Annotated in this window: 14 protein-coding genes; 4 read left to right on the top strand and 10 right to left on the bottom strand. The window is 60.6% G+C overall.

Annotated elements, in window-relative coordinates; translation table 11 throughout:
* Positions 1-4 precede the first annotated feature (4 nt).
* The gene (gene exbB / locus BW33_RS02195) at positions 5-958 is read right to left on the bottom strand and encodes a tonB-system energizer ExbB (RefSeq protein ID WP_047596799.1); all 954 of its coding nucleotides are present in this window, start codon (positions 956-958) and stop codon (positions 5-7) included.
* A 188-nt stretch (positions 959-1,146) separates the two neighbouring features.
* Between exbB and BW33_RS02190 the strand changes: the two genes are divergently transcribed.
* Positions 1,147-2,004 (top strand): SDR family oxidoreductase, encoded by an 858-nt coding sequence (locus BW33_RS02190; protein WP_047596797.1) that lies wholly within the window; start codon positions 1,147-1,149, stop codon positions 2,002-2,004.
* A 137-nt stretch (positions 2,005-2,141) separates the two neighbouring features.
* Here BW33_RS02190 and BW33_RS02185 read toward each other — a convergent pair whose 3' ends face one another.
* From BW33_RS02185 to BW33_RS02160, 6 genes are all read right to left on the bottom strand, one after another.
* Complete coding sequence (locus BW33_RS02185; RefSeq protein ID WP_007962358.1) at positions 2,142-2,882, bottom strand: hypothetical protein; 741 nt, start codon at positions 2,880-2,882, stop codon at positions 2,142-2,144.
* A gap of 73 nt (positions 2,883-2,955) precedes the next feature.
* Positions 2,956-3,336 carry a RidA family protein gene (locus BW33_RS02180; RefSeq protein WP_003229509.1) on the bottom strand — a complete coding sequence of 127 codons (381 nt, stop codon included), beginning with the start codon at positions 3,334-3,336 and terminating at the stop codon, positions 2,956-2,958.
* Positions 3,337-3,360: 24 nt separating this feature from the next.
* Positions 3,361-5,466, bottom strand: a complete 2,106-nt coding sequence (spoT, locus tag BW33_RS02175; RefSeq protein ID WP_007962359.1) for a bifunctional GTP diphosphokinase/guanosine-3',5'-bis pyrophosphate 3'-pyrophosphohydrolase — start codon at positions 5,464-5,466, stop codon at positions 3,361-3,363.
* Positions 5,467-5,523: 57 nt separating this feature from the next.
* Positions 5,524-5,787 carry a DNA-directed RNA polymerase subunit omega gene (gene rpoZ, locus BW33_RS02170; RefSeq protein ID WP_003229503.1) on the bottom strand — a complete coding sequence of 88 codons (264 nt, stop codon included), beginning with the start codon at positions 5,785-5,787 and terminating at the stop codon, positions 5,524-5,526.
* A gap of 167 nt (positions 5,788-5,954) precedes the next feature.
* On the bottom strand, positions 5,955-6,575 hold the full coding sequence (gene gmk / locus BW33_RS02165; protein ID WP_003229498.1) for a guanylate kinase: 621 nt from the start codon (positions 6,573-6,575) through the stop codon (positions 5,955-5,957).
* 10 nt (positions 6,576-6,585) lie between these two features.
* On the bottom strand, positions 6,586-7,449 hold the full coding sequence (locus tag BW33_RS02160; RefSeq protein ID WP_047596795.1) for a YicC/YloC family endoribonuclease: 864 nt from the start codon (positions 7,447-7,449) through the stop codon (positions 6,586-6,588).
* A gap of 270 nt (positions 7,450-7,719) precedes the next feature.
* On the opposite strand from BW33_RS02160, the gene rph reads away from it, so the two are divergent.
* Complete coding sequence (gene rph, locus BW33_RS02155; protein WP_027610407.1) at positions 7,720-8,442, top strand: ribonuclease PH; 723 nt, start codon at positions 7,720-7,722, stop codon at positions 8,440-8,442.
* A gap of 29 nt (positions 8,443-8,471) precedes the next feature.
* Positions 8,472-8,840: a DUF4870 domain-containing protein gene (locus tag BW33_RS02150; protein ID WP_003229492.1), complete on the top strand. Its 369-nt coding sequence runs from the start codon at positions 8,472-8,474 to the stop codon at positions 8,838-8,840.
* Between the two features lie 82 nt (positions 8,841-8,922).
* Here BW33_RS02150 and BW33_RS02145 read toward each other — a convergent pair whose 3' ends face one another.
* The gene (locus tag BW33_RS02145; RefSeq protein WP_003229491.1) at positions 8,923-9,702 is read right to left on the bottom strand and encodes an exodeoxyribonuclease III; all 780 of its coding nucleotides are present in this window, start codon (positions 9,700-9,702) and stop codon (positions 8,923-8,925) included.
* An 82-nt stretch (positions 9,703-9,784) separates the two neighbouring features.
* Between BW33_RS02145 and pyrE the strand changes: the two genes are divergently transcribed.
* Positions 9,785-10,429, top strand: a complete 645-nt coding sequence (pyrE, locus tag BW33_RS02140; protein WP_008078597.1) for an orotate phosphoribosyltransferase — start codon at positions 9,785-9,787, stop codon at positions 10,427-10,429.
* Positions 10,430-10,721: 292 nt separating this feature from the next.
* Here pyrE and BW33_RS02130 read toward each other — a convergent pair whose 3' ends face one another.
* Together BW33_RS02130 and argB are read right to left on the bottom strand one after the other, a co-directional pair.
* Complete coding sequence (locus BW33_RS02130) at positions 10,722-10,934, bottom strand: hypothetical protein (RefSeq protein ID WP_047596790.1); 213 nt, start codon at positions 10,932-10,934, stop codon at positions 10,722-10,724.
* A gap of 201 nt (positions 10,935-11,135) precedes the next feature.
* Positions 11,136-12,041, bottom strand: coding sequence for an acetylglutamate kinase (argB, locus tag BW33_RS02125; protein ID WP_007962366.1), 906 nt, complete (start codon positions 12,039-12,041; stop codon positions 11,136-11,138).
* Positions 12,042-12,047: the final 6 nt, after the last annotated feature.

Here is a 12,047-nt window from a genome sequence, read left to right as displayed (position 1 = left end):
CCGATTACCCCACTTTCACCATGTGTGGTTGCGAGCTGCTGCGCTCAGGCTGGTGATCGAGGTCACGGCTGACCAGCAACAGGACCTGCGCCGAAGCGTCGGACACCTGCGCCTTGTAGCCGGCGATGGAGCGGGCGAACACGTTGTAGATCACCACCGCAGGAATTGCAGCAACCAGACCCAGCGCGGTGGCCAGCAGCGCTTCGGCGATGCCCGGCGCCACGACGGCGAGGTTGGTGGTCTGGGTCTTGGCGATGCCGATGAAGCTGTTCATGATGCCCCACACGGTACCGAACAGGCCGACGAACGGCGCGGTGGAGCCGATAGTGGCGAGGACGCCGGTGCCGCTGCTCATGTTGCGGCCACAGGCTGCGACGAGGCGCTCAAGACGGAAGCTGACGCGCTCCTTGATGCCTTCTTTCTCGCGGCTGTTGACCGACAGGCGCATCTCTTCGAGCGCGTCGTGCACCAGCAGGTTGGCGAGGGTGCCTTCTTTGGCAGCTGTCGCACTGGCTTCCTTGAGGGTGGCGGCTTTTTTCAGGGCAGCGATTTCACCGCGCAGACGACGCTTGGCGCCCATCAGCTCGAAGCCTTTGGCGATCCAGATGGTCCAGGTGATGATGGAAGCGATGGCCAGACCGATCATCACGATTTTCACGATGATGTCGGCGTTCTGGTACATGCCCCATGGCGACAGGTCGTGGGCCATGCCCAAGGTGTTGTCGGGTTCGAGCACTTCAGGCGCGTCGGCCGGGCTGGCATCTACTGCCTGCACCGGATCGGTCGTGGCTGGCGCGGCGGCAGGTGCGTGTTGTTCGGTAGCAGCCGGGGCAGCTGGCGCCTGGGCATCAGCGAAGGCGGCGGTCGGTGCCAGCATCAGGCTGAGCAGCAGGGCCGCTACCGCGCTGAAGGCGCGAGGTCGTTTGGTTGGCGAAGCGGGGATTTGATTACGTGTCATGCTGGCCGGACCTGAGGTAGAAAAACGGTGATGCTCTTCCAGGCCTCGTGAGGCCGAGAACAAAAGTGGGGTGCATTATTGCAAGTAATTCTTGTTAACAAAAGTAATAGAGTATCTTTTTTTCCACGATTGCTAGCCGTTCGTCCTTTGCGAGGGCTAGTCTGTTCCTTTGGTTTGGGAGTTTTTTGATGTCTGCGCCTTCTGTTTTGATTGCCGGTTGTGGTGATGTCGGCAGTCGTCTGGCTACGCAATTGTTGGCCGTCGGCTGGGAGGTGCATGGTCTGCGCCGTGATGTTTCGCGCTTGCCGGACGGCGTCATCGGCGTAGCCGGTGACCTGTTCAAGGAAGATTGCCCAGAGACCTGGCCGGTCGGGGCGGTGGATTATCTGGTGTATTGCGCGGCCGCCACCGATCACGATGAAGCCGGTTATCGTGCGGCTTACGTGCAGGGTTTGCAGAATGTGCTGAGCTGGCTGGACGACTATGGGCAGACGCCTGATCGGCTGATCTTCGTTTCCAGCAGCAGCGTGTACGGGCAGCAGGAAGGGGAGTGGGTCGACGAGCATTCAGCGACCGTCGCCAGCGGATACTCCGGGCGGGTGATGCTTGAGGCTGAGCAAGTGGCGCTGAAAAGCGGCATACCGGCGAGCATCGTGCGCCTGACCGGCATTTACGGTCCCGGACGTGAGTGGCTGCTGACCCAGGTGCGTCGCGGTTATCGGGTGGCGGTCGAGCCGCCGCTGTACGGCAATCGCATTCATGCCGATGACGCGGCGGGGCTGATGGCGTTTCTGCTGCAGGCGGCTCATCGGGGCGAGCCATTACAGGATATCTATATCGGGGTGGACGATGCGCCGGCACCGCTGGCCGAAGTGGTTGCCTGGCTGCGCGAGTATCTGGGTGTCACCGATTGGGCGGAAGACGCCAGCGTACGCCGCGCCGGCAGCAAGCGCTGCAGCAATGCCCGGGCGAAGGCGCTGGGCTGGACGCCGAAGTATCCGAGTTATCGCGAAGGCTATGCGGCCATTCTAGAAGGCAAGTGCTGACTTCCAGGCGCCCAAAAACAACTGTAGGAGTGAGCCTGCTCGCGATGAGGCAATAACATTCAACACTTATGTTGGCTGTTAAACCGTCATCGCGAGCAGGCTCACTCCTACAGGGTTATGTGCTGTCTCGGGGAGGCTTACTGCTTCTCAAGCAACCACTTGCGCTCACCCGGGGTGAACTGCGGCATTTCATCCGCCAGTGCGCTGTTCACTGCCTGGAAGATCTCCAGCGCCTTGCCTTTGCGGGCAAAGATCCAGTTGTTGCCCTGGCCGTTGAGTTGCAGCCACATGCTGTCGTGGTCGCTGTTCATCGAGGCGCAGTCGCCTGCCAGGCACAGGGCATAGCGGTCGGCGCCGGGCAGGCCGGATACCTGGCCATCGGCCTGGAACTGCACGGTGTTGCCTTCGCCGTCGCCGCTGGCAATCTTCCAGCTGCCGCCCAGATAGGCCGAATACAGCGCCCGTTCGAAGCTGGCGCCGATTGGCGCGCCTTCCGGAACGGGGATTTGCGCGCGGTCGAACAACTGGTCGGGCTCGTTCTCGGTGGCGGCTTGTTTCATCCGGCCACCGTCGCGTTTCAGCTCACTGCCGGAGCTGCCATAGAAGTCGACTTTCCAGGCGCCGGACTGTTCGCCCTGCAGCCGTCCTTCGACATTCTCGAAACCGTTGGTGTAGCGGGCCTGACCGGCCTTGGTGTTGACGTCCCACTCCAGGTTCGGGCCATAGGCCTGAAGCGCTTCGCGCAGGGGGCCGCCCTTGGCAGCAGCGTCGATCGCCACCTGGTTGATCCAGGTGCCGCTGATGTCACGGTCGGCGGGGTCGCTGGCACAGCCGCCGAGGAAAATGGCGAGCAGCGAGAGAGCAAGCGCTTTGCGCATGGTGGAATCCTTTCAAAACCTTTTCTTTACCGCAGAGCAGTCGGCGCAGCGTTTGAAGGCTGCGCCGTGTGCATTACTCGATGACCAGGATGGCATCCATTTCGACCTGCGAACCCTTCGGCAGGGCAGCAACGCCGATGGCGGCGCGCGCTGGGTACGGCTGATCGAAGTACTTGCCCATGATCTCGTTGACCTTGGCGAAGTGGCTCAGGTCAGTGAGGAAGATGTTCAGCTTGACGATGTCCTTGAACGAACCGCCAGCGGCTTCAGCCACGGCTTTGAGGTTCTCGAACACCTGGACGGTCTGGGCTTCGAAGCCTTCAACCAGTTCCATGGTTTTTGGGTCCAGAGGAATCTGGCCCGACATGTAGACAGTGTTGCCGGCCTTGATCGCCTGGGAGTAGGTACCAATGGCGGCTGGGGCCTTGTCGCTGGTGATAACAGTCTTGGTCATGTATGACTCCTTGTTAGGTGTGAATTAGGCACGCATGCGGGTGATGCGGATGACCCCGGTCAGGGCGCGCAGTTTCTTGATCACGCGGGCCAGGTGCACACGGTCGTGGACGCTGACCACCAGCTGGACGACGCTGATGCGGCCATCGCGCTCGTCCATGCTGATTTTCTCGATATTGCCGTCGGCGGCGTTGACGCTGCTGGCCAGCAGGGCGATCAGGCCGCGCTGGTGCTCCAGCTCGACGCGCAGCTCGACGTTGAATTCGCCGGTGACATCCTTGGCCCACGAGAGCTGGATGCATTTTTCCGGGTTGTGCCTGATTTCGCTGATGTTGCGGCAGTTGTCCAGGTGCACGACCATGCCTTTGCCCGCCGACAGGTGCCCGACAATCGGGTCGCCCGGGATCGGCGTGCAGCACTTGGCGTAACTGAGCACCAGGCCTTCTGTACCGCGAATCGCCAGCGGCCCTTCCGGACTCGGCAGCTGTTCGCCTTCGCCGAGCAGACGGCGCGCCACGACATAGGCCATGCGGTTGCCCAGGCCAATGTCTTCGAGCAAATCTTCGATCAGTTCGAGGCGGTACTCGCTGAGCATCGCTTTGACGCGCTCGGCCGGGATCTTCTCCAGCGCACTGTCGAAACCGTTGAGCACCTTGTTCAGCAGGCGTTCGCCGAGGCTGATGGACTCGGAACGACGTTGCAGTTTCAGCGCATGGCGGATGTGCGTACGTGCCTTGCCGGTGACCACGAAGTTGAGCCAGGCCGGGTTCGGCCGCGCGCCGGGTGCGCTGACGATCTCGACCGTGGAGCCGCTTTGCAGCGGTTCGGACAGCGGTGCGAGGCGGCGGTTGATCCGGCAGGCGATGCAGCTGTTGCCGACGTCGGTGTGCACCGCGTAGGCAAAGTCGACCGCCGTGGAGCCTTTGGGCAGCTCCATGATCCGGCCTTTGGGCGTGAACACGTAGACCTCGTCCGGGAACAGGTCGATCTTCACGCTCTCGATGAATTCCAGCGAGTTGCCAGCGCGTTGCTGCATTTCCAGCACGCCTTTGACCCACTGGCGGGCGCGGGCGTGAGTGCCTTTCGGCTGTTCGTCACCGCTGGATTTGTACAGCCAGTGGGCGGCGATGCCGTTGTTGGCCATCTCTTCCATTTCGCGGGTGCGGATCTGGATCTCGATCGGCACGCCGTGCATGCCAAACAGCGTGGTATGCAGCGACTGATAGCCGTTGGCCTTGGGGATCGCGATGTAATCCTTGAAGCGCCCCGGCAACGGTTTGTACAAATTATGCACGGCACCCAGCACGCGGTAGCAGGTATCGACCTTGTCGACGATGATCCGGAACGCATAGACGTCCATGATCTCGTTGAAGGCCCGACGCTTGCCGCGCATTTTCTTGTAGATGCCGTAGAGGTGTTTCTGGCGACCGCTGACTTCGCCCTGGATGCCGTCGATCGCGAGGCAGTGGCCGAGGGATTCTTCGATCTTGTTGACGATTTCCTTGCGGTTGCCCCGGGCGCGCTTGACCGCCTGGTAGATCCGCGCGGAACGCATCGGGTGCATCGCCTTGAAGCCGAGGTCTTCGAATTCGATACGAATGGCGTGCATGCCCAGCCGGTTGGCAATGGGCGCGTAGATTTCGAGGGTTTCCTTGGCGATCCGGCGACGTTTTTCCCCGGACAGCACTTCCAGCGTGCGCATGTTGTGCAGGCGGTCGGCGAGTTTGACCAGGATCACGCGAATGTCGCGCGCCATGGCCATGGCCATTTTCTGGAAGTTTTCGGCCTGGGCTTCGGCCTTGGTCTCGAAGTTCATCTGGGTCAGTTTGCTGACCCCGTCGACCAGTTCGGCCACGGTTTCACCGAACTGCGCTTGCAGCGCTTCTTTGGCGATACCGGTGTCTTCGATCACGTCATGCAGCATCGCGGCCATCAGGCTCTGATGATCCATGTGCATGTCGGCAAGAATATTCGCCACCGCAAGAGGATGCGTGACGTACGCCTCGCCGCTGCGGCGGCGCTGGCCATCGTGGGCTTGTTCGGCGTAGAAATACGCTCGGCGGACCAGGTTGACCTGGTCGTTGCCGAGGTAGGTCGATAAGCGATCGGCGAGGGCGTCTATGCTCGGCATGATGACTCCTGCCGTAAGCTTTGTTCCCGCGCCGTGCTACGTCGACCAGGCATAGGCTTAGACGGCCTCGTTGGACTCGTCCTCGAACGCAGCGAAGACCGGGTCTTCGTGGACGATTTCCTGCTCGGCGATGAACTCGTAGCTCATCAGGCCTTCTGCGATTTCACGCAGGGCGACAACGGTCGGCTTGTCGTTTTCCCACTGGACCAGTGGCTCTTTGCCGCCGGTGGCCAGTTGACGGGCACGCTTGGTAGAGAGCATGACCAGCTCAAAGCGGTTTTCCACGTGTTCTAGGCAGTCTTCAACGGTTACGCGGGCCATGGTATTCCTCGGAGCGAATGCAATATGCGCGCTGCCCGGTTGGGCGAGCGGACTGAGCAGTTTAAAAAATCACCAGCGATTAGGGAAGCGCTGATTTTTTGACCAGACCCTTCAACGCGCTGCAAGCACCAATGTAAAGCGCTTGCAGCGGTTTTGGGAAGTGCTGATTAACCGAGCAGTTCGGCCAATAATTTGCCGAAACGTACCTGCTGGCGTTTCTGTTGCAGCTGATTGGCGCGGAAAATCGCCTTCAGATCGTCCAGTGCATGGGCGAAATCGTCGTTGATGATCAGGTAGTCGTACTCGACATAGTGGCTCATCTCGCTGACGGCTTCGCGCATCCGGCCGTCAATGATCTCGTCACTGTCCTGGCCGCGGTTGGTCAGGCGCTGGTGCAGGGCCTGCAGCGACGGCGGCAGGATGAAGATCGAGCGTGCCTGCGGCATCAGCTTGCGCACTTGCTCGGCGCCTTGCCAGTCGATTTCCAGAATCAGGTCGTGACCTTCGTCCAGCGTCTGCTGCAGGCGGCTTTGCGAGGTGCCGTAGAAGTTGCCGAAGACTTCGGCGCGTTCGAGGAAATCGCCGTGCTCGCCCATCTTCACGAACTCTTCGCGGGTCACGAAGTGATAGTTCACGCCGTCCACTTCACCCGGACGCATGGCGCGGGTGGTGTGGGAGATCGAGACGCGGATCTCTGGATTGGCATCGGTCAAAGCCTTGACCAGGCTGCTCTTGCCTGCGCCCGATGGCGCGGAAATGATGTACAGGGTGCCGGTGCTGTGGGTCATGTCTGTTGCCTTACTCAATATTCTGCACTTGTTCGCGCATCTGCTCGATCAACACCTTGAGGTTGACGGCGGCCTGGGTGCTGCGCGGGTCGAAGGCCTTGGAGCCCAGTGTGTTGGCTTCGCGGTTGAGCTCCTGCATCAGGAAGTCCAGGCGCCGGCCAGCGGCACCGCCGGACTTGAGCACCCGGCGAACTTCGATGATGTGGGTGCTCAGGCGATCCAGCTCTTCGGCCACATCGCTCTTTTGCGCGAGCATGACCATTTCCTGTTCCAGGCGCTGCGGATCCAGTTCGGCCTTCATGTCGGTGAAGCGGTCGAGGACTTTCTGGCGCTGGGTCGCAAGCATCTGCGGCACCAATTCACGCAAGGTCACGACGTCCTCTTCAATGGAGGTCAGGCGCTCGTTGATCAGGCGTGCCAGCTCTGCGCCTTCGCGCTCGCGGCCGGCCTTGAGTTCCTTGAGGCCTTGATTGAACAGGGCCAGAGCATCGGCGTTCAGTGCTTGTGGATCAGTCGCGTCGGCCACCAGCACGCCGGGCCAGGCCAGCACTTCCAGCGGATTCAGCGCCGCCGGGTTCTTGATCAGGCCGGCAACGGTTTCGGCGGCGGCGACCAGTTGCGCGGCGCGCTCGCGATCGACCTGCAACGGCTTGCCGGTGCTTTCTTCAGTGAAACGCAGGGTGCATTCCAGTTTGCCCCGCGAAAGGCCCTGGCGCAGGGCTTCACGCACGGCGCCTTCGAGGTCGCGGAACGACTCCGGCAGGCGCAGATGCGGTTCCAGATAGCGGCTGTTGACCGAGCGCAGCTCCCAGCTCAGGGTGCCCTGGACGCCGGCTTTCTCGACGCGGGCGAAGGCGGTCATGCTGTGCACCATGGCGGTGACCTCGCAATGCAGATCGGCGCAGAAGGGATGTTCCGCAGGCTCGATATCAATGAATTTAAGCCGACTGGCAGCAAAGGCGCAGGATTGTAGCGCAGTGCGGCGGATGCGCCCAAACACACGGTGTGACAAAGGGCTGCAGGCCGTCGGTTATGCGCGTTTCAGGGCTCTGGGTCGACGGCCGGAATTTTTAACCCGTGCCCAGGCGCGGTGCAGCGCTCTATAATGCTCGGCAGTTTTCCGTCCCCAGTACAGGTATTCCCTATGAAACGTCCAAGTGGTCGCGCTGCCGATCAGCTTCGCTCGATCCGCATTACCCGCAACTACACCAAACACGCCGAGGGATCCGTACTGGTCGAATTCGGTGATACCAAGGTCATCTGCACCGTCAGCGTCGAAAACGGCGTGCCGCGTTTCCTCAAAGGCCAGGGCCAGGGCTGGTTGACTGCCGAATACGGCATGCTGCCGCGCGCCACCGGCGAGCGTAACCAGCGTGAAGCCAGCCGTGGCAAGCAGGGCGGTCGTACCCTGGAAATCCAGCGCCTGATCGGCCGCTCCCTGCGCGCTGCGCTGGACATGTCCAAGCTGGGCGACGTGACCCTGTACGTCGACTGCGACGTGATCCAGGCTGACGGCGGCACCCGCACTGCGTCCATCACCGGCGCCATGGTGGCCCTGGTCGATGCGTTGAAAGTGATCAAGAAGCGCGGCGGCCTGAAAGGCGGCGACCCGCTCAAGCAGATGATCGGCGCGGTGTCGGTTGGCATGTATCAGGGCGAGCCAGTGCTGGATCTGGACTATCTTGAAGATTCCGCCGCCGAGACCGACCTCAACGTGGTGATGACCAGCACGGGTGGCTTTATCGAAGTCCAGGGCACGGCCGAAGGCGCGCCGTTCCAGCCTGAAGATCTGAACGCCATGCTGGAACTGGCCAAGAAAGGCATGAACGAAATCTTCGAACTGCAAAAGGCTGCACTGGCCGACTGAGCAGGTTCGTAACCCGCAAGGAGGACACGATGAGTGATGAGCAAGAGTTGCTGCCCAAGCCGAGCCAGGAGGTTCGTCAATGGGCGATGTTTTGTCACTTGTCCGCCTTGCTGGGGATCTGGATTCCGTTCGGCAACCTGATCGGGCCACTGATCCTGTGGCAGATGAAGCGCGAGACCGATCCGTTCATCGACGCTCAGGGCAAGGAGGCGCTGAATTTTCAGATCACCGTGGCGATTGCCGCCGCGATCTGTCTGCTGCTGATGGTGTTGATCATCGGCTTCTTCTTGCTGGGCCTGCTGGCCATCGGCGCGCTGGTTCTGACGATCATTGCCGGGGTGAAGGCCAATGAAGGGTTCCCATACCGTTATCCGTTCACTTGGCGGTTGATCAAATAACGATCAGCGCAAATGACCTGTAATCAGCGCGCACAAAAAAGCCGACAGCGATGTCGGCTTTTTTGCATCCACGAATCAACGCTTAGATGGTCAGCGTCCAGTCGTAGTCGACGATCAGCGGCGCGTGCTGCGAGAACCGTGGCTGACGCGGCAGGCGCGCGCTGCGTACGAAACGACGCAGGCCCGGGGTCAGCAACTGGTAGTCGAAGCGCCAGCCCAGATTCAGCATCTCGGCCTGTTCGTTGTCCGGCCACCAGCTGTACTGGTCGCCTTCGCGGCTGACTTCGCGCAGGGCATCGACGTAGCCCATGTTGCCGACAATCTCGTCCATCCAGGCGCGTTCTGGCGCCAGGAAGCCCGGGGATTGCTGGCTGTCGCGCCAGTTCTTGATGTCGAGCTTCTGCTGCGCAACGTACAGCGAGCCACAATAAATGTACTCGCGACGTTTACGCCGCTGCTTGTCCAGGTACTTGCCGAAGTCGTCCATGAGCTTGAACTTCTGGTTCAAGTCCTCATCGCCGTTCATCCCCGAAGGAAGCAGCAAGGTGGCAATACTGACTTTGTCGAAATCTGCTTGCAGGTAGCGCCCGTAGCGGTCGGCCGTCTCGAAACCGAGACCGCTGATGACAGCCTTCGGTTGCAACCGCGAATACAAAGCCACGCCACCTTGGGCAGGGACTTCAGCATCGCAGGCATAAAGGAAGTAGCCATCCAGTTGGAAGGCTGGGTCATCCAGTTCAAAGGCGGAGGCACGGGTGTCCTGCAGGCAGATGACGTCGGCATTCTGTGCCTGCAGCCAACTGAGCAAACCACGCTCGACTGCAGCCTGAATACCATTGACGTTCACACTGATGATCCGCATAAATGGCCCCAAAAATCGCGTGCGTGTATGATACACGGCGTCAAGCTAATTAGCTAAATCCGTGGTATTTGGGGTTTTTTTCATGCAGGCGTATCAGCGCGATTTCATTCGTTTTGCCATCGATCGCGGCGTTTTGCGCTTCGGTGAGTTCACCCTGAAGTCCGGGCGCACCAGTCCTTACTTCTTCAATGCCGGCCTGTTCAACTCGGGCTCGGCCCTGGCGCAGCTGGGGCGTTTCTACGCGGCAGCCATTGCCGAAAGTGGCATTCCGTTCGACGTGCTGTTTGGCCCGGCCTACAAAGGCATCCCGCTGGCAGCGACCACCGCTGTCGCGCTGGCCGAGCATCACGACCGTGACCTGCCTTGGTGCTTCAACCGCAAGGAAGCCAAGGCGCACGGCGAAGGCGGCAGCCTGGTCGGCGCACCGCTGACCGGCGACGTGCTGATCATCGACGACGTGATCACCGCCGGCACCGCGATCCGCGAAGTGATGCAGATCATCGCCTCGCAGGACGGCGCCAAGGCTGCCGGCGTGCTGATCGCCCTGAACCGTCAGGAGCGTGGCAACGGTGAGTTGTCGGCGATCCAGGAAGTCGAGCGTGATTTCGGTATCCCGGTGATCAGCATCGTTTCGCTGAACCAGGTGCTGGAATTCCTCGCCGACGACCCGCAGCTCAAGCAGCATCTGCCAGCCGTGGAAGCGTACCGCGCCCAGTTCGGCGTGTAACCGCATCCCCTCTGGAGGAGCTGCCGGCTGCGATCTGTTGATCTTGTTTTTGAAAGCAAGCGTCAAAAAATCGCAGCCTGCGGCAGCTCCTACAGAGATCTCTGTCAGCTTCGGCCAGGCCAGATTGAACATGAAGGTGGTCAGGGTCAGCAGCAAGCCACTGACCGCGACGATGTCACTGAACGGCATTGAGTCCCAGCGTTGCGCACAACAAATCGTGGGAGTCCTCGCTGATGCGCAAGGTTTTCGGCCTTGATCGTGAGCGAGATCTGCATGACTCGGGCCTCCGGGGTTATTTGTCGCTGGCAACCGGGTACGGATCTTGGGGGGCATCGCCTTGACCGGTGAGAATCTTCCAGCCGTTCAGGACGTGCGCGGTCTTGCGCGATTGAGGGCAGGGCGGCATTGAGGTTTTAGCCTGATTTGAATAAAGGTGGCCGCAGTCCACGCATTCATAGGTGCCTGCTGACACATCACTGCCGTAGGGAACGTAGTCTTTTTTCATGGGTAAATCTCCGGTGGGTGAGGGGAAGATCCTAGGGAGATTTGTTCTGATGGGCTGTCGGACGTTTCGCTAAGTGAAGTCAGATGCTTCTTGCAGGCATAAAAAAGATCGCAGACGTCGTCAGCTCCTACAGAAATTTCATGCACACGAAATTTCTTTTGTAGGAGCTGCCGCAGGCTGCGATCTTTTGCGTTTCAGCTATCAGTGACGCTTGCGATTGCTGATCAGCGTGCCCACACCGGTGTCGGTGAAGATTTCCAGCAGGATCGCGTTCGGTACGCGACCGTCGATGATCAGAGAACTGCCAACCCCGCCCTGAACCGCTTCCAGTGCGCAGCGGATCTTCGGCAGCATGCCGCCGTAGATGGTGCCGTCGGCGATCAGGTCGTCGACCTGCTGGGTGCTCAGGCCGGTCAACACGGTGCCCGACTTGTCCATCAGGCCGGCGATGTTGGTCAGCAGCATCAGCTTCTCGGCTTTCAGCGCCTCGGCAACTTTACCTGCCACCAGGTCGGCGTTGATGTTGTACGACTCGCCGTTCTCACCCACGCCGATCGGTGCGATCACCGGGATGAAGTTGCCTTTGACCAGCAGGTTCAGCAGTTCGGTGTTGATCCCGACCACTTCGCCGACCTGACCGATGTCGATGATTTCCGGCTGGGTCATCTCTGGGGTCTGGCGGGTGACGGTCAGTTTCTTCGCACGAATCAGCCCGGCGTCCTTGCCGGTCAGGCCGATGGCGCTGCCACCGTGACGGTTGATCAGGTTGACGATGCTTTTGTTGACCTGACCGCCGAGGACCATTTCCACCACATCCATGGTTGCGGCGTCGGTAACGCGCATGCCATCGACGAAGTGGCTTTCGATCGACAGGCGCTTGAGCAGATCACCGATCTGCGGGCCGCCGCCGTGAACCACGACCGGGTTGATGCCCACGGCTTTCATCAAGACGATGTCGCGGGCGAAGCCGGTTTTCAGCTCCTCGCTTTCCATCGCGTTGCCGCCGTATTTGATCACCAGGGTCTTGCCGACATAACGTCGGATGTAAGGCAACGCTTCGGACAGGACCTGGGCGGTGTGGGCGGCGGCTTCGCGTTCGAGGGTCATTCAGGG

Source organism: Pseudomonas sp. RIT288 (assembly GCF_000631985.1).
Taxonomy (GTDB): domain Bacteria; phylum Pseudomonadota; class Gammaproteobacteria; order Pseudomonadales; family Pseudomonadaceae; genus Aquipseudomonas.
This window is presented reverse-complemented; position numbering and strand designations above follow the sequence as displayed.